At 39.7% G+C, this 22,442-nt stretch carries 21 protein-coding genes and 2 pseudogenes; 14 read left to right on the top strand and 9 right to left on the bottom strand.

Annotation, left to right across the window (positions count from 1 at the left end; translation table 11 throughout):
- Positions 1-9 precede the first annotated feature (9 nt).
- The 14 genes and pseudogenes from LK416_06825 (at position 10) to LK416_06760 (ending at position 15,226) form a co-directional block, all read left to right on the top strand.
- Complete coding sequence (locus LK416_06825) at positions 10-1,098, top strand: polysaccharide pyruvyl transferase family protein (protein UEA73432.1); 1,089 nt, start codon at positions 10-12, stop codon at positions 1,096-1,098.
- Between the two features lie 31 nt (positions 1,099-1,129).
- Positions 1,130-2,332: a Coenzyme F420 hydrogenase/dehydrogenase, beta subunit C-terminal domain gene (locus tag LK416_06820; GenBank protein UEA73431.1), complete on the top strand. Its 1,203-nt coding sequence runs from the start codon at positions 1,130-1,132 to the stop codon at positions 2,330-2,332.
- Positions 2,333-2,348: 16 nt separating this feature from the next.
- Complete coding sequence (locus tag LK416_06815) at positions 2,349-3,503, top strand: EpsG family protein (GenBank protein ID UEA73430.1); 1,155 nt, start codon at positions 2,349-2,351, stop codon at positions 3,501-3,503.
- A gap of 12 nt (positions 3,504-3,515) precedes the next feature.
- Entirely contained in the window at positions 3,516-4,634 is a 1,119-nt protein-coding gene (locus tag LK416_06810) for a glycosyltransferase family 1 protein (protein UEA73429.1), read from the top strand.
- A gap of 25 nt (positions 4,635-4,659) precedes the next feature.
- Positions 4,660-5,844, top strand: a complete 1,185-nt coding sequence (locus tag LK416_06805; GenBank protein UEA73428.1) for a polysaccharide pyruvyl transferase family protein — start codon at positions 4,660-4,662, stop codon at positions 5,842-5,844.
- A gap of 99 nt (positions 5,845-5,943) precedes the next feature.
- Positions 5,944-7,464, top strand: coding sequence for an oligosaccharide flippase family protein (locus LK416_06800; protein ID UEA73427.1), 1,521 nt, complete (start codon positions 5,944-5,946; stop codon positions 7,462-7,464).
- A 19-nt stretch (positions 7,465-7,483) separates the two neighbouring features.
- Positions 7,484-8,527, top strand: coding sequence for a Coenzyme F420 hydrogenase/dehydrogenase, beta subunit C-terminal domain (locus tag LK416_06795; GenBank protein UEA73426.1), 1,044 nt, complete (start codon positions 7,484-7,486; stop codon positions 8,525-8,527).
- Between the two features lie 42 nt (positions 8,528-8,569).
- Positions 8,570-9,031: pseudogene (locus LK416_06790) on the top strand (phosphoglucosamine mutase).
- Positions 9,030-9,356, top strand: a pseudogene (locus LK416_06785) (glutamine--fructose-6-phosphate aminotransferase). Before LK416_06790 ends, LK416_06785 begins: the two co-directional pseudogenes overlap by 2 nt.
- A gap of 19 nt (positions 9,357-9,375) precedes the next feature.
- Positions 9,376-9,576 (top strand): 4Fe-4S binding protein, encoded by a 201-nt coding sequence (locus LK416_06780; protein UEA73425.1) that lies wholly within the window; start codon positions 9,376-9,378, stop codon positions 9,574-9,576.
- A 114-nt stretch (positions 9,577-9,690) separates the two neighbouring features.
- Positions 9,691-10,533 carry a DUF2971 domain-containing protein gene (locus LK416_06775; protein ID UEA73424.1) on the top strand — a complete coding sequence of 281 codons (843 nt, stop codon included), beginning with the start codon at positions 9,691-9,693 and terminating at the stop codon, positions 10,531-10,533.
- Between the two features lie 351 nt (positions 10,534-10,884).
- Positions 10,885-12,723: a glutamine--fructose-6-phosphate transaminase (isomerizing) gene (gene glmS / locus LK416_06770; GenBank protein ID UEA73423.1), complete on the top strand. Its 1,839-nt coding sequence runs from the start codon at positions 10,885-10,887 to the stop codon at positions 12,721-12,723.
- Between the two features lie 206 nt (positions 12,724-12,929).
- Positions 12,930-13,406, top strand: coding sequence for a VanZ family protein (locus LK416_06765; GenBank protein UEA73422.1), 477 nt, complete (start codon positions 12,930-12,932; stop codon positions 13,404-13,406).
- A gap of 437 nt (positions 13,407-13,843) precedes the next feature.
- Entirely contained in the window at positions 13,844-15,226 is a 1,383-nt protein-coding gene (locus tag LK416_06760; GenBank protein UEA73421.1) for a hypothetical protein, read from the top strand.
- Positions 15,227-15,252: 26 nt separating this feature from the next.
- Here the strand turns inward: LK416_06760 and LK416_06755 are convergent, their stop codons facing one another.
- The 9 genes from LK416_06755 to LK416_06715 form a co-directional block, all read right to left on the bottom strand.
- Complete coding sequence (locus LK416_06755) at positions 15,253-16,761, bottom strand: recombinase family protein (protein UEA73420.1); 1,509 nt, start codon at positions 16,759-16,761, stop codon at positions 15,253-15,255.
- 89 nt (positions 16,762-16,850) lie between these two features.
- A complete protein-coding gene (locus LK416_06750) occupies positions 16,851-17,027 on the bottom strand; it encodes a hypothetical protein (protein UEA73419.1) in 177 nt (58 codons plus the stop codon).
- A 133-nt stretch (positions 17,028-17,160) separates the two neighbouring features.
- Positions 17,161-17,364: a hypothetical protein gene (locus LK416_06745; GenBank protein ID UEA73418.1), complete on the bottom strand. Its 204-nt coding sequence runs from the start codon at positions 17,362-17,364 to the stop codon at positions 17,161-17,163.
- A gap of 507 nt (positions 17,365-17,871) precedes the next feature.
- The gene (locus LK416_06740) at positions 17,872-18,294 is read right to left on the bottom strand and encodes a sigma-70 family RNA polymerase sigma factor (GenBank protein UEA73417.1); all 423 of its coding nucleotides are present in this window, start codon (positions 18,292-18,294) and stop codon (positions 17,872-17,874) included.
- 466 nt (positions 18,295-18,760) lie between these two features.
- Positions 18,761-19,492, bottom strand: a complete 732-nt coding sequence (locus LK416_06735; protein ID UEA75877.1) for an ABC transporter permease — start codon at positions 19,490-19,492, stop codon at positions 18,761-18,763.
- A 13-nt stretch (positions 19,493-19,505) separates the two neighbouring features.
- Positions 19,506-20,237 carry an ABC transporter permease gene (locus LK416_06730; GenBank protein UEA73416.1) on the bottom strand — a complete coding sequence of 244 codons (732 nt, stop codon included), beginning with the start codon at positions 20,235-20,237 and terminating at the stop codon, positions 19,506-19,508.
- Positions 20,230-21,153 carry an ABC transporter ATP-binding protein gene (locus LK416_06725; protein UEA73415.1) on the bottom strand — a complete coding sequence of 308 codons (924 nt, stop codon included), beginning with the start codon at positions 21,151-21,153 and terminating at the stop codon, positions 20,230-20,232. The genes LK416_06730 and LK416_06725 overlap by 8 nt, the downstream gene beginning before the upstream one ends.
- 17 nt (positions 21,154-21,170) lie before the next feature.
- Positions 21,171-21,596, bottom strand: a complete 426-nt coding sequence (locus LK416_06720) for a DUF3887 domain-containing protein (protein UEA73414.1) — start codon at positions 21,594-21,596, stop codon at positions 21,171-21,173.
- Between the two features lie 12 nt (positions 21,597-21,608).
- The gene (locus LK416_06715; protein UEA73413.1) at positions 21,609-22,376 is read right to left on the bottom strand and encodes an ABC transporter permease; all 768 of its coding nucleotides are present in this window, start codon (positions 22,374-22,376) and stop codon (positions 21,609-21,611) included.
- Between the last annotated feature and the right edge of the window lie 66 nt (positions 22,377-22,442).

The following is a 22,442-nucleotide window of genomic DNA, read 5'->3' as shown; positions in this document are numbered from 1 at the left end:
GGAGAAAATATGTCAAAGGTTGCAGTAATAACTTTACATTATATTAGAAATTATGGCTCTGTGCTCCAGACCTATGCAACACAAAAAAAGCTGGAGTTGATGGGGCATAAGGTTGAGATTATTGACTATGTTAGACCGAATGCGGAAGAAGATGCTATGCTCAAAGATGGGCTTGAGAGCAAGCATTTTGGAAAAAATGTATTGAAGTCAGTAGCGTATGTCGCATTGAAAAAAATAGAAAATATAAAGAGAAATAAGGTCTGTGTGAATTTTTTAGCACAAAATGTATCACTGACAAGAAGATATAAGGACTATGATGATTTAAAAAAGAATCCACCGGTAGCCGATGTGTATTGCACTGGAAGCGATCAGACTTGGAATAGCGAATACAATGGTGGAATACTTCCAGCATACTATTTGGAATTTGCTCCTGATGGAAAAAAACGAGTTGGTTATGCGGTCAGCATTGGTATGAACTCAATTAAGGAAAATGAACGTGCCGAAATGAGTAATTATGTACACAAGTACAGCGCAATTTCGGTGCGTGAAAATAAAGCTAAAGAACTTTTGGAAGAACTTGGATATAAAAATGTTGAACACATCCTTGACCCGACGCTTGTGCTGAATAAAGAGGAGTGGAGTGACATGATTGCCCCTCGAATGATTCGGGAAAAATACATTATTATTTACCGTTTAAATCCAAATTCAGAGATGGAACAGTTCGCTAAAGAACTTTCTGAAAAAACGGGCTGTAGGATTGTTAGAATGAGCTATTATCTGAACCACTTAAAAGAACAGGGAAAAATGATCTACACACCGACAGTGAATCAATTTTTGTCGTTGATCAACTATGCTGATTATGTGATTACAGATTCGTTCCATTGTACAGCCTTCTCTTTAAATTTCAACAAAGAATTTTTCATTTTTTATCCTGGTAAATATAATTCCAGATTGCAGAGTGTGCTGGAACTTACGGGAACAGAACATCGTGTAATGAATAATAAGAAGAAATACGAACCAATTGATTTTGCAAAAGTCAATGATGTGCTTGAACGAGAAAGAGTAAAAGCAACAACATTTATCCAGAAGAATTTTTGAATGAGGATCAGAAAGGGGAGAAGTGAATCGGATGAATAACATAGAGCTTTTTCATGAAAAGAGAAATTGCTGCGGATGCGGTGCGTGTTACAGCATATGCCCGAAAAACGCAATAAAAATGACAGAAGATCAAGACGGATTTATTTATCCCCAGATTGATAGAGACAAGTGTGTGCAATGTGGTTTATGCAAGATAGTATGTAATTATCAAAAGAACCATGAGGCATTTAAACCGATTGTGGGATATGCTGCAACAAATACAAATCACGATCAGTTAATGAAATCATCTTCCGGAGGTGCATTCAGCGCATTTGCGACAGAAATGCTTCAGAATGGCGGTGTTGTATACGGCGCAGCCTATGAGATGAAAGATGGAAACTATACGCTGAGGCACATAAGAATTGATACGATTGAGGAACTTCCAAAAGTTCAGGGTTCCAAATATGTGCAGAGCTATATTTTTGATGTTTTGCCATGTATTAAAAAGGACCTTGAATCAGGCAAGAAAGTTCTTTTTTCTGGTACACCATGTCAGGTGGATGCTCTGAAGGGTTACTTAAAAAAGAAATATGACAATCTCATTACGGTTGATATAATCTGTCATGGTGTTCCTAGTCAGAAACTATTGAATGATTACATCCACACGCTTTCAGATAGCGTAGAGACTTTTGAATTTAGGGATAAGAAAAAAGGCTGGAAGGATTTTTATATCAAATATGGTATAAATAAAAAGTCAAGGCATATTCATTGTCGAGTTTCTTCATTTTACGAGTATTTTCTCCAGGGTGAGACTTATCGCGAGAATTGTTATAGCTGTAAATATGCGTCTGAAATGCGGTATAGCGATATTACTATCGGAGATTATTGGGGCATCGAACATGAACATCCGGAACTTTTTAGAGATAAAAAGTGGAAAGACAGAGTATATGATGGCATTTCTTGCGTTTTGGCTAATACAGAGAAAGGTATGGAGCTAATAGCAGATACAGCTTCGTTGGAATTAGTCGCATCCAACTATACACGAATTTCGGCAAATAATGGACAACTGAGAAAACCATCCCATTATAGCGAGGAACGAGAGAAAATTATGAAACTGTATCATGCGAAGGGGTATGATGCAGTCGATGAAGAATTTAAAAAGAGTCTTGGAATAAAAAGAGTGATGCTGACTTTAAAAGCATCAATTCCGATTGGACTAAAAAAGAAGCTGAAAGAGCTGGTGGAAAAAGGTTAAAGAGGAGAGAATAGCAATGGCAATATATTTTGTATTAGCTGTATTTATATATATATACGGAAACTTGTATCGAGCAAACAGTTCAAATAGACGCAGAAAAATATATCTGATTGTTACATTTGGTGTTTTGATTTTGGTGGCAAGTTTAAGAGATCCAAGTGTTGGAACGGATTTAGCGGGGCACTATGCAAAACGTTTTAATATGATTGGAGATTATAGCTGGTCGCAGATTCCTACATTTTCAACTACGATTGGCTACGAAATTGGATATTGCTATTTTACTAGATTCTTACATCTTTTTTCAAATGATGTACAGTTTTTCATTTTTGTGACTTCTTTTCTAATGTGCGCAGCATTTGGATATTTTATCTATAAGGAGTCAACGGATGTTATACTAAGTACGGAACTTATGCTGTTCAGCTGTTTTTATTATCGATTTATGACAATGATGAGGCAGGGATTGGCGATTTCAATCATATTGGTTGCCTATACATTGTTGAATAATAGCGAAAGAAGAATAAAAGATTATATAAAATTTGCATTGTTGATTTTGCTGGCATCAACCTTTCACAGCTCGGCTATTTTGTGTATACTGATGATTCTATTTGATCGGCTAAGGTTCACAAAGAAACAAATAATCATTGGTGTAGGAGTAATGGTAGTTTTTTACTTGTTTTATATGAATTTCTATACTGCTGCACTCAATTTCTTTGGAACAGGAAACAATTATGAACGATATTTGACAAGTGCTTCGGAAGGTGTTGGACATATAAATCTCCAGACGATTTATAATTTTATTCTTGCATTTGTACCATTTTTACTTGGCTATTATGTTTTGGTGTGGGAAAAGAAAACAGAAAATCATTTTTTGAAAGATGATGAAAGTATGTACTGCCTAGCGAAAAATGAAAGCTTTTTACTTTATATGGCTTTGATAGCGTCGACATTTAACTTATTGATTTTCCGCATGAATATTCTGAATAGATTTTCATTATACTTTACACCTTTTATTTTGATTCTTTGTCCTTATGCAATCAGCTCAATGAAGTTGAAATCCAATGTACCAATTGTTAGAGCGTTCATATATTTCATGTTCGGCTTTTACTTTGTTTGGCTGACGATAACTAAGGCAGCAGAATTCTATGGAGTAGTACCATATCAATTTATGTGAGAGTGCGAAAATATGAAAGATAAAAAAATACTTATTATGGTTAGCAGTTTTACTCAAAATAATGGAGTAACGAATAGTATCATGAATAATTACGATGAACTGATTAAAAGTTCAAAGTGTGTTGATTTTTTAGTGCTAAAAAATGTTGATACAGCTAACGAAAAAAAAGCTATTAGAAATGGAAGTAAATTGTATTTAATACCAAAAGCAGATTCTTATATTAGCAAAAAGAAGATGAAATTTTTGGATGAAATTATGGGGCAACGGTATGATGTTGTTCATGTAAATGTGCCGAATCATAATGGAGCGGCCGTTCTATTGTCTGCTTACAAAAACAAAGTTCCGGTTAGAGTGTATCATAGCCATGCTCAGAAGCTGGCAGATACTTACAAAAATAAAATCAAATCTTTTGTTTTTGATAATTTGTGTTCAACATTGTCTAATGCACATTTAGCTTGTTCTACAGCAGCAGGCAACGAAATCTTTGGAATAGGAAATTTTAAGATCCTCCCCAATGGAATCCATGCCGAAAAATATGTGTTCAACAAGGAGAATAGAAATCAAATTCGAGAATCTCTTGGGCTGGCAAATGCTGTTGTAGTTGGAGTAGTCGGACGATTGAGTTATTTAAAGAATCCGTTTTTTTCAGTAAGAGTATTTGCTGAATTCCAGAAATTAGTGCCTGATGCCAGGCTATTATGGCTAGGAGCGGGAGAACTGGATGAACCGGTTAGAGAGTTAGCAAAAGAGCTTGAGATAGCGGATAAATGCCTGTTTATGGGAAGTGTGGGTGATGTTGAAAAATGGTATTCTGCAATGGATATACTTCTTTTTCCTTCTAAAATGGAGGGATTAGGAATGGTTGCGGTTGAGGCACAGACGTCTGGATTATTTTGTTTTGCTTCAGATCGAGTTCCAGAAGACACAAAACTTACAGAAAATATCAGGTATTATTCTTTAAATGAAACTCCGCTTGAATGGGCACAAAGGATGATGAATGAAAAAGTAAATTGGGAAAAAACAAGAACATCACACTTGGATGAAATAAACGAAGCAGGTTATAACATTGATTCAAGCAAAATAACATTGGTTACTCTTTATGATGGTTTTTTGAATGCTGTTCATAGATAGTAAGTGAGAGGATTATTAAGGTCAGATGAAAAAAGTAGGTATAATTTCACTTTATTATAATAGTAAAAACTATGGTGGCTTATTGCAAGCCTATGCTTTGGATAAGTATATTAGTGAATTGGGATATGATAGTGAACTAATCTCTTATAAAAGAGAGAATATAAAGCCGTTATATCTGCCGCCGCAACAGACGAAAATGCAGAAACTGGTAAAAATGGGCATTGCTGAAGTTGTATGGCGCGTATATTCTAAGATAGTAACAAGATTCTTTGCAAAGCGGTATTCAGAATGCTTGAATTCGCGTACAGAAAAAGTATCGGAATTTAGAGAAAAATCTATTAGGCATTCTAAAGTTTATACAGAAGAAACAATTTCTGAGTGTAAAAAGGAATATGATATTTTTATAAGTGGAAGCGATCAGATCTGGAAACCAGGTGTGGTTGATGATGGATATGTATTCAATTTTTTAAATGCTAGAGATCATAAAATTGTTTTTTCATATGCATCAAGCGTATCGGTAAGCAACCTGCCGGATGTGTATATTCAATATATGAAAAAGGCATTAGCTAAATATTCTGCTGTTTCGTTAAGAGAAGAGGCAACGGTGGAGCAGTTTAAAAGGTGCATTTTTGATAACACAAAACATGTATTAGATCCGACACTTTTAGTAGACAGAGAAAGTTGGCATGAGTTAGCAGGAAAGCAGTGCATCAATGGAAAGTATATTTTTTGTTATATGCTTGGTGATGACCGAAATCAAAGAAAACAAATAAAAGAATTTGCTAAGAAAAAAGGATTAAAGCTTGTCACGCTTCCACACATTGTTAATAGCAGTGTTTTTCAGTTTAAGACACAGGATTGGCATTTTGGTGATGAACAGTTATATGATATTGGAATTCCAGAATTTCTTAGTCTTATCCAGCACGCAGAAATTGTTGTAACAGATTCATTCCATGCAGGTGTATTTTCCTATGTTTTTCATAAGGAGTTTTATTTGTTAGAGAGACCAACAAATAATCCTGAAGATTTGATGAACGTTAGAATATATGATTTAGTGAAACTGTACGGAACGCCGGATCGTGTCATTTCTATTAATGAAAATTTAGTGACCCAAACAGTTAATCCAATCGATTACTCGATTGTCGATAAAAATGTTCTTACTATGCAAAAATCTTCCAGAGAGTTTTTGAGTAGCGCATTGAAGAATTGATTGTATGTCGCTAAAATTATATTGGGGTTCAAACAGGATGAGGTTTGTGTAGTAAATGAGTCTAATAAATGAAAGGTTTAGAATAGAAAATTTTGAAAAATGAAAAATATGATTAATCAGCGAAAAGCCGGTGTTATACTATCATATGCTGGTGAATTAGTAAAAATATTAGTTAGTTTAATTTACACCCCTATTATGTTGCGCCTTTTGGGACAAAGCGAATACGGATTGTATCAGTTAGTGTATTCGGTGGTTTCTTACTTGAGTCTTTTAAGTTTGGGATTTGGAAGTTCCTACTTACGGTTTTATTCAAGGTATAAAGCACAGAAAGATGAAGATGGCGTTGCAAGGTTGAACGGAATGTTTATGCTTATTTTCTGTTCCATTTCTGTTATCTGTGTTTTATGTGGACTTGTAATGATAGGAAAAATTCGTGGCATTTTTGGTACGGGTCTTACAGAAAGCGAATATGCTACCGCTAAGGTTTTGATGGGACTGCTCATTATAAACCTTGCAATGACGTTTCCGAATTGTGTATTTAACTGCTCAATTACGGCGCACGAAAAGTTTCTGTTTCAAAAACTGCTGATACTTCTTCAGAATTTATTTAGTCCTTTTTTGACGTTGCCATTACTTATTATGGGGTACGGATCAATAGGCATGGTATCCGTAACAACATTTCTTACATTTGTGTTATTGATATCTAATATGTTCTATTGTTTTAGAAAATTACATATCAGATTCGCGTTTAGAGGACTTCAACTTAGTTTGCTTAAGGAAATGTGGGTGTTTACATTTTTCATCTTCCTGAATCAGATTATCGATCAAATTAATTGGAGCGTAGATAAATTTTTGTTAGGTAGATTTGCTGGTACGACAGCAGTTGCCGTATACGGAGTAGGCGGACAGATTAATACATTATATCTTCAGTTTTCTTCGTCCGTGTCAAATGTTTTTGTTCCAAAAGTTAATCGTATTGTTGCCGAGACAAATGATAATGATCAATTAACAAAACTTTTTACAAAGGTTGGACGAATTCAGTTTATGGTTTTAGGACTGATTTTGTCTGGATTTATATTTTTTGGAGTTCCCTTTGTAAAAATTTGGGCAGGGACGGAATACGGTGCTTCGTATGCTGTGGCACTGTTGCTTATTATTCCTGTTACAGTTCCCTTAATACAAAATCTTGGAATTGAGATTCAAAGAGCCAAGAATATGCATAAGGCAAGGGCAGTTGTCTATTTGGCAATTGCAATTGCCAACATATTTATCAGCATTCCGCTGATTAAACTTATGGGACCAGCTGGTGCTGCGCTTGGAACAGCTATTTCTCTTATTGCGGGTAATGCTATCTTCATGAATTGGTATTATCATGCCCGTATTGGAATGAATATGATTTATTTTTGGAAAGAAATTGCAAAGTTTATCCCTGCATTGATTGCACCTTGTGTAGTCGGATTTTTCATTATGAAATTTGCCAGTATTACGGGACTCGTTAAATTGGGAGTGTTTGCAATTATATATATGATCGTGTATGCACTTTCGATGTTTTTCTTAGGGGTGAATGCGGAAGAGAAACAGCTAGTTGTGGGACCAATTAGGAAAATTTTTAGGAAATGATTATAGAAGAGGAATGCGAATGAAGCCAGAAAAAGTATATGCTTGTTACAATATAAATAAAGATTTGAGATTGAACAGTTCTTCTGGGGCAGTTTTTTCCTCTCTGGCAGAGTATGTGCTTAATAAACAAGGCGTTGTGTATGGTGTCGCAATGTCTGAGGATTGCTATTCAGCAGAGTTTATTGCAGTTACAGATGAAGTGGGAATGGCAAGGCTACGTGGATCAAAATATCTTCAGGCAAAGATAGGAAATACGTTTAAGAGTGTTAAAAGGAATTTAATAGCTGGAAGACATGTACTATTTACCGGAACAGGCTGTCAAGTAAATGGATTAAAGAATTTTCTTGAAAGAGATTATGACAATCTTATATGTGTAGATGTAATTTGCCATGGTGCACCATCACCAGCTCTATGGAAGAAATACGCAGAATACCAGGAAAAGAAAAATGGTGGCAAGCTAAGGGATATTAATTTTCGTTGTAAGGATGACGGTTGGGTTGATTTTGGCATGAAAGAGATGCTTAAAAATATACCTCAGAGTGAAGAAAAGAAACTGTATATATCTAGAGATAAAGATCCTTATATGCAGATGTTTCTGAGAGATTACTGCCTGCGGCCATCCTGCTATGAGTGTGCGGCCAAGGAAGAAAGAAAGTCTGATTTAACAATTGCAGATTTTTGGGGAATCAAAGATGTTGCTCCTGAAATGAATGACGGGTTAGGAACATCTCTCGTATTAATTCGAACAAAAAAGGGACAAGAAATATTTAACTATATCAGTTGCGAAATGAAATTAAAAGAAGTGACATATGAAGCTGGTGTAAAAGGAAATCCAGCTGAATATAAGTCGTGTATAAGGCCATCACAAAGAGATACTTTTTTTGACGATATGTACACAATGAGTTTTGAAGAATTGGAAGAAAAATATGCAGCTCCGATTAAATATTCTTTAAAAACAAGAGTTAAAAGGAAGGTAAAGAAAATAATGAAAAGTATGCTTCGAGTGATCGGGGGGGCAGAGAGTAATTTAGAATACGGCTTACTCTTTGTGTTTCGTGTTTGATTGTAAGGAGAATAAAAAATGTCTAAATACTTTGGAACGGATATCCTGTACATCTATGGCTGCTATATGAAAGAACGCGGCAAACTGCTGAATAATACAGTTGTTACTACGGTCATGTCCAACTTTGGTCTGTACAAAGCATTTGATGAGTAGGGTATCGGTTACGCTAAGACCGCTGTGAGCGACAAATATGTCTATGAATACATGGTTAAAAACGGCTGCCGCATTGGTGGTGAGCAGAGCGGTCATATCATCTTCTCTAAGTATGTAACCACTGACGATGGTATCCTGACCAGTCTGAAGATGATGGAAGTGATGTTGGCGAAGAAGAAAACGATGAGTGAACTGGCGGTACCATTGAAAATCTATCCGCAGGTGTTGGAGAATGTTCTTGTGACCGATAAGAAAGCCGCACAGAATGCTCCTGCTGCACAGGAAGCGGTGCCCAAGGTTGCTGAAGCACTGAGCGATACTGGCCGTATTCTGGTGCGTGAGTCTGGCACAGGTCATGAAAGCAAAAGGTTGTCTGTCTAATCTGATTGAGAAAACAGCTGGCGGTAAGGCATTGAAAGGAACCTGTGGTATTAGACACACTCGCTGGGCAACACACGGGGAGCCAAGCCAGATTAATGCGTATCCGCATGTTTCTGGTAACTGTACTCGTTCTGGATCTGGTGCAGTGGAGTCCGAGGTAGTCGGTGTACATAACAGTATCGTCGAAAATTACACAAAACTGAAAGAAAAACTGCTGAAGCATGGTTACACTTTTTATAGCCAGACTGATACAGAAGTAGTTGTTAAGCTGGTTGATTACTATAATAAAAAATACAATCTTGGAGTGATTGGATATGGAAAGAGAAATACCGGTACTATATAAAAGAAAAGAAGAATGCTGTGGATGTACAGCCTGTTATGCTATTTGTCCGAAAGAAGCTATTTCAATGGTAGAGGATGAAGAGAAATTTGAGTATCCGCAGATTGATGAAAGCAAGTGTGTGCGGTGCTATCAATGCATTAAGGTATGTCCGATAAAAGCAGCACGATCATGATGGGTTACAGCTATCAGACATCTTCTATAACGCAGTGGGGGAATGTTCGGCGGCTTGATGTAGCGGTAGGAGTAGATGTGTCTTGCAATATTGAAAATACTGAGGTGATTGTGAATGAGCGAAACATATCTGGTTTATCATTATTGTACAGTTGAAACGTTTAAGAGTATTTTAAAGAGTAAAGTGCTTTGGCTGTGTGATTTAACAGATTCTAATGATGAGCAGGAAGTAATTAGAACTTTTGTTGTTCTTTGGGAAGGCGTCAAGAAAAGATTAAAGCAAACCGACATTCCAAAGGATGTTTTGGATAATGCTATTCAGCTGATTGATCAACAGTACAAGACAGAAATCCAAACTGGACCACCGTATGGAGTGTGTTTTTGCCAGAAAGAAGATATATCCTCTCAATGGACTGAGTATGGAGATCACACAAGAGGGTTGTCACTAGGATTTGATATAAATTGGTTTATTCATAATGACGGCATTAGGCAACAGAAACCGCATCCGAGCACTGTTCAATCAAATGCCATAGGGTGTGATACTGTTATATATCATTCAGAAGAATTTGAAGCACAAATGACAGATGTTTGCTATAGGGCATTGAAAGAACAGGGAACATCGGCATGGATAATGTGCATTCGTCCTACATTTAAACATTATTCAGGGTTTGTGAAAAACCCTACTTTTGAGTCTGAAGCAGAAATTCGAATTGTTTATTATCCAATTGAAGAAATTGAATTTGCGCAGAAAGGTGTTAGTGTTAGTGACTTAAAAACACATATAAAGAAGCATTATGAAATTCCATGGATAAAAGAATCGTCAAAAGCATTAAAGTCTGTGTGCATCGGTCATAACTGTGAATTATCTGAAGCAGATGTTAGAAAATTGCTTGTAGAAAATGAAATTGGAACGGACGTCCAAATAAAGCAATCGGAGTGTACATATAGAATACGATGAAATACGGATTTTGCTGCATGTGCACATTTTAAATGTTAGATGTTAGGCAAGAGAAAACTAAAATAAGGCAGATGACTGACAAGAGAGTATTAGCAGTCAGACACGTATTGGATCAGATAGATTTATAAATATTGTATTAGAAAAACAATAGAAGCTGACATTATTGAATGCAGTTAAGCCTATTAGCATGGTTTTGACAATTTTTTACTAGCACGTGAAAATATCGAATTCAAATTGAAGAGATTGAATATCATTTCAAAGAGTGATACAATCGCAGATAAATCTGACAATAATAATACATTCAGGTATTGATACAGATGATAAAAATAATGAGCAAGGGAGAATAAACAAATGTGTGGAATTGTTGGTTATGTAGGTAAGGAACAGGCAGCACCGATTCTTTTGGATGGTCTGTCAAAGTTAGAGTATAGGGGTTATGATTCAGCAGGTATTGCTGTCAGAGATAATGCCTCAGCGATAAAGATCGTTAAGGCAAAAGGACGTTTGAAAGGTCTGATTGAGAAGACAGATGCAGGACATGCTGTATTTGGCACTTGTGGTATCGGACATACCAGATGGGCAACGCACGGTGAACCATCAGAGACAAATGCACATCCTCATACAAGTGATGATGGAAATGTTGTAGGTGTACATAATGGAATTATCGAGAATTATCAGGAGCTGAAGGCGAAGCTTGTTAAGAATGGTTATTCTTTTTATTCTTCAACCGATACAGAAGTTGCTGTGAAGCTTGTGGATTACTATTACAAGAAATATGAACATACACCGGTAGATGCGATTAATCATGCGATGGTTCGTATTCGTGGTTCTTATGCACTTGCAATGATGTTTGAAGAGTATCCAAATGAAATCTATGTTGCAAGAAAAGACAGCCCGATGATTATTGGTATTGCTGATGGGAATTGCTATATCGCATCGGATGTTCCTGCTATTTTGAAATATACAAGAAATGTTTATTACATTGGAAATATGGAGCTTGGTCGTCTGGCTGACGGTAAGGCAACATTTTACAATCTGGATGGCGATGAGATCCCAAAAGATCTGGTTGAGATCAAATGGGATGCAGAAGCTGCCGAAAAGGGTGGCTATGAGCATTTCATGATGAAGGAGATTCATGAGCAGCCAAAGGCTATCTTGGATACGATGAATTCTAAGATCAAAGATGGCAGAATTGACCTGAGCGATATGGGCTTGAGTGAGGAAGATATTAAGAACATTTCACAGGTATTTATCGTAGCGTGTGGTTCTGCATATCATACAGGTGTTGTTACTCAGTATGTGATGGAAGATCTTGCAAGAATTCCTGTTCGCGTGGAGCTTGCATCGGAATTCCGTTATAGAAGACCTATTTTGAATAAAAATGATCTGGTTATCGTGGTTAGCCAGTCGGGTGAGACGGCAGATACACTTGCAGGACTTCGTCTTGCAAAAGAGCAGGAAGTGAAGACTCTTGGTATCGTGAATGTTGTAGGTTCATCGATTGCCCGTGAAGCAGATAATGTTTTCTATACTCTTGCCGGACCGGAGATTGCGGTTGCTACAACCAAGGCATACAGTGCACAGTTGATTGCGGGATATATGCTGTCGATAGAATTTGCAAGAGTTCGTGGTGAGATCACAGAAGAACAGTATACAGGATATATAACAGAGCTTCAGACGATTCCGGATAAGATCGGCAGAATTCTTGAAGATAAGGAGCGGATTCAGTGGTTTGCAGCCAAACAGGCGAATGCACAGGATATTTTCTTTGTAGGTCGTGGTATTGATTATGCGATTTGTCTGGAAGGCAGCCTTAAGTTAAAAGAGATCAGCTATATTCATTCTGAAGCATATGCTGCCGGTGAGTTGAAGCACGGAACGATCAGCCTGATTGAGGACGGCATTCTTGTAATCGGCGTGCTGACTCAGCCGGAACTCTATGAGAAAACGATTAGTAATATGGTAGAATGCAAGAGCCGCGGTGCATCCCTTATGGCACTTACAACCGTAGGCAATTATTCCATCGAGGACACAGCGGAATTCACTGTATATGTTCCGAAGACGGATGAGCATTTCGCTGCTAGTCTTGCAGTTGTGCCATTACAGTTGCTTGGTTATTATGTATCTGTTGCCAGAGGATTGGATGTTGATAAGCCAAGAAACCTTGCAAAGAGTGTGACGGTAGAGTAGAAAGTTCACCACTGACCGATATGTGGTATATAAATGGTCGGGGGTGAGAGTTTACCGCTGATCGATACGCGGTATATAAATGGTTGAGTTGAAAGTATAGTCCTTCGCTGTGAGGTGAGGGACTTTTTTCTTGATTTCAGATTAGGATGAAGTTTTTGCATTATGAGTATAAAATTTTAGATTTTGTTGGGAAAAGGGGGATGTTTATGCTGAAGAAATTGATTGGTAATAAAGCCAGAAAACCATTGATCATTTCACTTGTATTTGTCCTGATTACTTTATGTATATTATTCTACTTGACATTCCAGACACCGGATGATACGGTTGCCCTTTCGGAAAGAGTGGGGCATCTGCCTCTTGTGGAAAATTTCCTTAACTGGGTCAGTGCATTTGTGGATTGGTCAGTACGTCAATGGGCACATGTATTTGAATTCCTGATCATCGGCATCTGTGTTAGTATTTTTTATGCATTTGCAGCGAAGAATATTTGGACTATGTTGGTGTTGGCAGTATTAACTTGTATGTGTATATCGTTGTGTGATCAGTCCGTTCGGATATTCATTGTCGGGAGACATTTTGATTCCTTTGATCTGGTGTTGGATGCACTGGGATATGTGGGCGCTATCGTGGTTGTGAGCATATGCAGGGAAATGTATAGATTGGTGGTTAATAGAGATAAATGAGATTGAGCTGGAACGGCGGAACCTTGGATGGAAAAGGGGAGGCTGGGCTGGCTTTTTTGATTGATAAACAAAGTAGCGTTTTGATGTCGAAGAATGTTGACTTTGCGTATAAATAGGGGTAATATGTAAAATATAAATAATCGAATAGAGGGGGGATTTCTTTTATGCCTTTTGGGGCAGATCTAATTAAAATCCATGAATCGGAATAATTGAATAAGTATAAGTGAAAATAATAGTATTGTGTTGATTCCCTTTATTTAAGGGGATCGAGAATTGTAATATTGATATGTAAAAACGGAAACTAAATAAGTAATGAAGAAATAAATTTCTTTACTTTATTATATTATATGTGGAGGATTGTGAATGGATACATTAGAGAGAAAACAAAAATTACAAACATTGCCGTGGTATGCATTACATGAAATTGCTAAAAAAATGTGTATAGACGAAAAGGAAATAAATGGAAAGGAAAAAGTGTAATAATCAGCAAAATTTTATCTTATGGAGGGCTTTCGGATGAGGAAATTGAGCAATATGTAAATGATTATATTTATGGGGATCGAGTTACATTTACATTGTGGACATTTGGCAGCAAATTGGAAGCATCCGATTATGAAATAATAAAAAAATTAGAAAATAAGGAGGAGTATATAGATTTATCAGGATATAGAAAATTAAAAATATTATCTGTTAAAGAATATTTGGATCGTATAGAGATTTTATATGTTTATAGCAGAGAATATATGTATATAGATGAAAATGGTAAAAATGCAAATATTTGGGAACAACATAGAGGATGCTTATGGATAGGAAGGACAGAAACATATTTAGCATGTATTAGTAAGCATGAAAAAATGACAATATACATTACGAAATATATTGCGGACGTATTAAAAAATTCTATAGTACAAATAAAACCGCCTAAGTCAGCTATTGATAAATGTACAAATTTTAAGGCAATAAGTAGGATTGTATTACAGGGAAAAGATGGAGAAAAAACAATTGTTTCAAGAGCGGGAGGAATTACTATTGAGCAAGAGGAAGAAATAGATAGAATTAGAAATGATCGTATGGATACATCGGGAAGTTTTATTTCGTCAATTACAAGTGACATAGAGGCAACAATTAAATATAATGTTCGAAATGGAAGTATTGGAATATATAAACATTTACCAGCACAAGTGTTATTTAAGTGGTCGGAAAACGCAATAGGTATTATTTTAGAAGAAATAGAAAATCTGAAAGGTCAACCAGCAGAAGAAATATTTAAGGAAGTTGGACAGGAAATTAAATGGACTGGAGTAAGTACATCAGAAATAACTCAGTTAAATTGGTATTTAACGCAAGTTATTGCAGCCCTTAATAGAGATGATGATTATGCATTACAAATACCTAACGATAAATTATCTTTACTGGATAATGATAAATGGTTTACTAAAATTTCAAGAATATTTTGTAAGACATGTGATTCTTATGAGGTTCCGTATTGTTCAGAATGCGGAGAAGAATTAAGAATAAGCAAAGGTATTTTACGTGAATGCGGATGTGGAGCTCCGTTGAAGATGAAATGTGCAGAAGGCCATGAAACATGTGAAATTGTAAATTGGTATGTTCCAAAACCAATGTTAATTCGAATGATAGATAAAAATATACGAAAAATATATAAGGATGATACGTTAAATTATAGTATTTGTATTGCAGGTGATTGGATACATATAGCAAATCTTTCGGAAAATACACAAGAGAGGGTAGAAATTCCGTTTGTGGAAATTGAATGTTTTAAACATCGGTGTACAAGGGGTACAAACAAGATAAAATAGAAATGAGGGGCGATAGAGCGGAAATGTCAGATTTTCCACTCTATCTGAACACGGTCGCTGGTGGCCTTGATCGTAGAGATCAAACCATCGGCGGCTTTTCTTTTGTCGTCAAAATCTATGCTGTCCCAGTTGTCGAGATAATAGGATAACTTCTTTATCTGCTGGGGAGATATGGTTTCAACGCTCAATTCAGCGATTGCCTTTGAAATGGTCTGGCGTCGGGTGTCCAGTTCTTCAATTTTTTTGTTAGCGTAGGCAAGCAAGGTCGCATTGGCTCCGGTCAGCGTATCCAGCAGCTTTTCAATTTCTGCCTCCACCTGTGCCAGTTCCACTTGATAGGCTGTCAGTTTCGGATTGACTTTTTCCTCCCTGCCGTGGAGTATCTGAAAATCTTTGAACTTTTCCTGCATGGCCGAGAAAATGAATTGCTCAAATTCTTCTTTGCGGATTTTCCCGCAGCCCGGACAGCCTTTATTTTCCGTCCGTTTGGTACAGCGGAAATACCCGGTGCTGTTTGGTACATGGGTGGCTTTCAGAGCATACCCACAATGACCGCACTTGATTTTTCCAGCCATCCAAGTGTTCTTCGGTTTTCGTCCCTGCTGGAAGGTGGTATTTGCCATAAGTTTTTTCCGACATTTCAGCCATGTGTCAGAGGAAATGAGTGCTTCATGAGGAGCGATAACAAGTATCTGGTCTTTTAAGCACCTGTCCTTGTCCTCCTTCACATCCCGTCCCTGATAGAGATAGCAGCCGTTTGTTCCGGCAAAGTCAGAAGCGTCATTGACAATCGCTGCGCCCTGACTCTTGAAAAATTCGTACAGCTCCAAATCGGCCTGTGCGTAAACGGGGTTTCTTAAAAGCTGGGAAAGAAATGTACGGAACATGGATTTGCCATAAATTTTTATGTCATGTTCCTCGAAGTATCGGGTAATATCTCCGAAGGAGGTTTCCGGTTCAGCGTACATTTCAAACATCAGCCGAACATGGTCGGCGGCTACGGGGGCGGCAACCATTTTCTTTGTGCGGATACCTTCTACCACAGTAGGCTCTAACTGATAACCGTATGGTGCCTGTCCGCTCATGTGAAAGCCTTTCAGGCACCGGGAATAGTAGGCGTCTGTGACACGCTTCTGAATTGTCTCACGTTCAAGCTGGGCGAATACAATGCAGATATTTAGCATGGCCCGGCCCATCGGGGTCGAAGTATCAAACTTTTCCGTGGAGGATACAAACTCCACATCGTACTCTTGAAACAGCTCCATCATCGTTGCAAAGTCCAGAATAGAGCGGCTTATACGGTCCAGTTTATACACGATGACCCGCCTGACCTTTCCCTTGCGAATCTCGCCCAACAGCTTTTGAAACTCCGGCCTATCCGTATTTTTACCGGAATAGCCTTTGTCCTTGAATACCCGGCAGTTCCCACCTTTCAATTCATACTTGCAAAAGTCAATCTGACTTTCAATGCTGATACTGTCCTTGCGGTCTACTGACTGTCTTGCGTAAATACAATCTTCTCTGATAAATTCCATATTGGGCTCCTTTCCTTGTTGGAATGGAGCTACCAACCTTACAACTATATTATACCATCAGCAGCCCCGGACAACAATGTTGCGAATGATTAGGGAAATCTGTCCCCATATTTGCTGAACACCTCATAAAGACAACGCTCAATTTCTTTTTTGCGCTGTGCTTTCTCCTTCGGGGGAAGTACCGGCGTGAGGCTTTCCAGCACAATGATCTTCCCTTGAAATGCGACAGCCTTTGTTTCTCGTTCATAAGTGACAGCTTGCGTCATTGAAAACCTCCTTTGCGAAAGTGCGTGTATATGCCAGCCTTTCCCACTTGTCCCGTGGGGAAATGTCAAAAGACGGCACCCCGCAGGTGCCGCCCTTTGAGCTTTCTCCACTTCGGGTCGATGTGGCCCGAGGTCAGTAAGGACTGGAATGGTACTTTTCTTTGGCGTCCTCCACGCTGTTGAGGTCAAATACTTCATAAAGCTGCCCCACAACACGCCGTATATCCTTCTTTGAAAATCCGCAGTTCTCCATTGCCATAATGACATAACCACGGCAGGCGTCATTGCTCCATTCGTCCGGTTCCAAGCCGGGGATCATTCCAAACGCATTTCCCATAAAGTGCTCCTCTTTTGAAAAGATGGGGAGCCACGCCGGATCGGTTGGCCTATCATCAGACAGCATTGCCGGGGGCTCCCCATAGGTTTTCACTTCATTTCAGACACATCGGACGGACATAGGCTTCATGCCCCATAGTATTTCAACTCTCCCCATTCTGATGGCAAGGCGTTCTCATTGCCTGCGACGGCTCACGGCTTGCAAGGCCGCTTCAACGCTCGGACTGTGACTAAACGCAAGTATCCGGGTTCTGCGCCTGTTCCGGTGGAGCCAGCCTTGCCCCACCTATGGCATGGACCTGTTCGCTCGCTCAGTTTTACAAAGACTGTATTCTCTGAAATCCGAGGTCATGGCGGGTCTGTCACACAGCGCGTTCCCCTTCGTATCCGGGTGTCTTTTTATTCAATTTTCAATCTGCATGAGGCTTGTCTGAACCTCGGGCCATTGTGAGCCGAAGTGTTTTACCTCTCATAAGCCATTTCATTTTCCGGCCTAAATCGGTACGCCTTACAAAGAATTTTTCAAAATTTTTTCTAAGCGACGCAGACCTCGCTCGATTGCGACACGAACTACTTTTTCATGGACGCCCTCTGCCCGGGCAATGTCCTGTTTGGTCATGCCGAGAATGAAATGGGCATAAATCCGTTTTGCCTGTTTGTCTGGCAGACTGGTAATCGCTGCGTGAAGTTCCTGCATGGTCACTTTCCGCTCATACAGTTCATGGGGAGATAAAGCGACAAAGACAGCCTCATGCTCCAGCCCGTCATCCCGATCAAGGGAATAGTAGGCTTTGTGGCGGTATGTACGCAGCCGATAAGCAGCCTCTTTACGATCAAACTCTTTGAACATTTCTGCAACTTCTTCCGATACTTCCATGAAGCAATCCGATGTATAGAATGGGTAATAGTCCCGCAAATTGATAATAGCCATATTGACCTCCGTTTCGGTTGTTGGTTGACGAGTGACCGAAACGAAGGCGGCGGGGAGCGGCACCGGGGAATGACTTCGGGCCAACATGACCCGAAGCAGCCCCATAAGAACACAAAAGCGCCCGGGCGGCATGAAGCCACACGGACGCATGAAATGACATGATAGTTAAGGTTCCAACAAATTTCGCATACATAGCCGGAATAACCCGGAGGGGGAGCTACGCTTTTTTTAGCTGGTGCAGATCATGGGTACTGTGAAAAAAGACAAAAATAGACACGGCGGCAATCCTCCTATATGCCGCCGTGGATTTACACGGTGTTAGGTCGTCGTTGGTTTAGGATAGACGAAAAGAAACGGCGGCTCTGAAAATCAAAGCCGCCGCTTCATAGGCGCGTGAAAATGTGTCTGCTTTACGACGGCTTTTTTTCTTTTGCCGTCGTCCGGCAGATCATTAGATATATTGCATTTATTTAGTCTTGCGGTTCAATCCTTTCAAAATTAACAATGACAAAATCACACAAACCATCAGAATTACAACGCCGATTAAAACCTGAAACATATTTGCATTATAATAACCAGAGATATTGAAAACGGCTGTCATGGGATATACCGTCTTTAACTGCTGGGACATACTCGCAAATAATCCAGCAAACGAATAAATTTCTGCAAATACCAGAGCCAGCCAATACCCCTTTTTCATCCGCGCTACCAGAGCGATAATAGGAGAAATTGCAAAGAATACGCCTACCCCATCCAGAAAATATATTTTCAGATTTTCTAACACAAGGCCAACGGAAAGTGCTTCTAAATGCAAAACTGCCTCGACAAGAAAGGTAATTGCAAAAAGTAAAAGGTAAATCAGAACGCTGAACACAAAGGCAAGTATCATTTTGGCAAGTGTCAGTTTCACTTCATCTACGGGAATGAGCCGCAGAGATTTTAAGGTATCCTCCTGTTCCTCCCGGCAAATCATATAACTTCCCAATAGGGCAATTACAGCAGGCAGAACATAAAAGGTAGCAAGGGATTGGGCCGCTGTCATAAACCATCCAGCCCCGTCAATATATCGGCGGTCATAGAATGTAAACTGTCCCTGTGCAAAGACGATCAACCCTACCATGACTGTTGCAAACCCAGCAATCCAGAGTATTTTGGAACGGTGGAGTTTCTGACTCTCCGCCCAAAGCAAATCTTTCATCATTTTTTGCACCTCACTTTCTCCGAACCAATGCCACATTCGCCAATACAGCCGAAGCAGCAGCCCATACACCAATACACAGAAATGCGGCTGGAATATTTAATGGCTGATCGAATACAACACCCGGAATATCATACATAACAATAGCGGTCATACTGGACAGCGGATGTAGGTACATATTCACCATCAAGAGGATAAAGCCGAGGAATGTATAAATCAGCGTCAGGCAAACAGGGAGAATATAGCCCTTTTGCGCTGCGGCAACCGCCAGTACTGGTAACATCGCAAAGGCGGTCAACAGAGAAATTTCCATACACTTCCGCAAAAGATAAAGGACACTTTCACTGTCAAAGGGAATATAACCGGATAGTATGCCGGTCAGAATGGACGCCGTTGCGGTAACTAGCATAAAGCAAATGGAATACACCAGCACCACAGCAAACTTGCTGAAAAAGTATGCCATTTTATTGACCGGTACAATCCAAAGCTGTTTGAGCATATCATACTGGTTTTCGTTATACATCAGCATGGTACACAACATCCCCAGCACTACCGGTAGGATGATCCACGGGGTATAGCTGAACGCTGTCCATTTGTAAAACATAATGGGGTCCACACCGGTTCCTTTGACACTTGAAAAGTAAAATACGGCAGCCAGTGGCATAAAGAGCGCCGCCAGCAGCATGAGCCAGATAAACTTTCTCCGGCGCAGTTTTAGAAATTCAACTTGTATCAGTTTAAGCAATTCCCTCTCCCCCTGTGATCTGTTTGAAATAATCCTCAAGGGTATCATTGCAGATTTGGGAGCTGATAACAGCTACATCCTGCACCACAAGGGCCTTGTTGATTGCCGCCATATCCAGTGCGGTGTCATAAAGCCGCAGGTTGTGTTCGTCCTGCACCGCATAATCGGTCACATGGAATTGCCTTTCCAAAATTAAAGAGGCTTTTGGAATATCCGACACTTGAAGCTGGATGTATTTCCGATTTTTCTTTTCTAATTCTTCCATGCTGCTTTCTTCCAGCAGAACCCCGTGGTCGATAATGCCTATGTCATCTGCCAACAGTGAAATTTCGGAAAGTATATGGCTGGAAATTAGGATGGTTTTGCCACGCTCCACACTTAAATTCTTAATAAAGTTCCTCACTTCGGCTATACCGATAGGGTCAAGTCCATTGGTCGGCTCGTCCAAAATCAAAAGCTCCGGGTCATGCAGAATAGCGTTGGCAATACCGAGGCGCTGCTTCATGCCGAGGGAATACTTACTGAACAGCTTTTTGTCCTTGTAGGGCAATCCCACAACTTCCAGCACGTTCTTGACGGCATTGGGCTGGGGTGTCCCTCGTAACTTCGCAAAAATTTCAAGGTTTTCTGTGCCGGTCAGATTCGGATAAAAACCGGGAGTTTCGATGATGGCTCCAATACGGGGATAAATGCGTTTCTCATGGCCTTTGATGTTCTGTCCGAACACATCTACTTCGCCGGAAGTGATTGGTGTAAGGCCCAAAATCATTTTCATAATTGTGGTTTTACCGGCTCCGTTGCGTCCTAAAAGTCCATAAATCCGGCCCGGTTTTACATGAAGATTCACAGAATTAACGGCAGTTTGTTCCCCGTAAATCTTTGTCAGCTTTTTGGTTTCAATCACAAGATCACTCATAAAAATGCCTCGCTTTCTCATTTTGTTTCGTTCTTCCAGATAACATAGTTGTAAAGGCTGCCATCCGGGAAATAGTTGATGAATACTTTGAAATTGCCTTTGTCACAAGGAATGACAAATTCAACACGGATTTGGTCAGAGTGTTCCGGCACATAGCAGGACACATCCGGGGAAGTGTTCTCCGGCAGCCCGCCCAGCTTATCGACTTCTTCTTCCCATGTTTCCTGTATCGTCTCCGCAGAAATATTGTCCTGTACGCCCGGCGGCAACGCATTGAAGAAAGTTTCAAAATCTCCATCCATCATTTGGTTAAAGTATTCGGTTGCTTCTTCCGTAATGGCCTGTTGGTCGGGAGCCTCGCCGGAAGATGGAGCGGCCTGCTGGCAGGCACAAAGAGAAAAAACAAGCAGAATACCGAGTAATAAACAACTCAATCGTTTCATAGGTCTTTCCTTTCAGTAAGATTGCTTTTTTAGAGCCACTACGGATGCGGCGGCAAATGTAGCACCGATCAAGAGCAGCGAACCGACACAAACAAGCGGCGAAGTATTGAATAAAACGCCTTGCATCAGGCTTTCTACCATAGCTGCGGCCGCTTCGGAAATATGGGGATAAATCCCCATCACGCTTGCCAGCGGGTGTATTCCCGTAAGATAAGCCGGGGCAATGACTACGGGAATCAGATAAAGCAGCGTTGCGCCAATGGGCAGGATATATCCCTTTGACAGCGTGGAAAGAAACACAATCGGAAGCATGGCTATGGGAATCAGAATACCACCTGCCAGATACAAAAGACCAGCGTCCATCAGTGTTTGGGCGTTCAGATCGGGAAAGCCTCCGGCAATCAGCCCACCGACAACACACAAAAGAAAAGTAATCAGGCACAGTCCTACGGACATCAGAATAACCACAGCGACTTTTGAAAAGTATAGCTGTGCTTTTGTAATAGGGATGATAAGCAGTTCTTTCATCGTGTCATTTTTGTGTTCATCGAAAAACAGTGTCGTTGCAAACATTCCCAGCACAATCGGCAGAAACAGGCTGGACAGATTCTTAAAGGCCAGTGTGTAAAGGTCGCCAAAACTATCCATAAAGGGACTGCTCCTTGAAATGCTGCAAGCCCTTTCAATCGCAAACGCTCCAAGCAGAAGTGTTAGAGCCAAAATGCACCAGACAATTTTATTCCGTTTCCATTTCTGGATTTCAGTTGTAATAATCGTCATACGGTTTCCTCCTTTCATGGTTCCAATTATAAAACGCAAACCTTGCCATAACCTTGCCGAGATAAA

This window comes from Lachnospiraceae bacterium GAM79 (genome assembly GCA_020735665.1).
GTDB lineage: Bacteria > Bacillota > Clostridia > Lachnospirales > Lachnospiraceae > Coprococcus.
The sequence above is the reverse complement of the archived record's forward strand: the minus strand, read 5'-3'. Positions and strand labels throughout refer to the sequence as shown.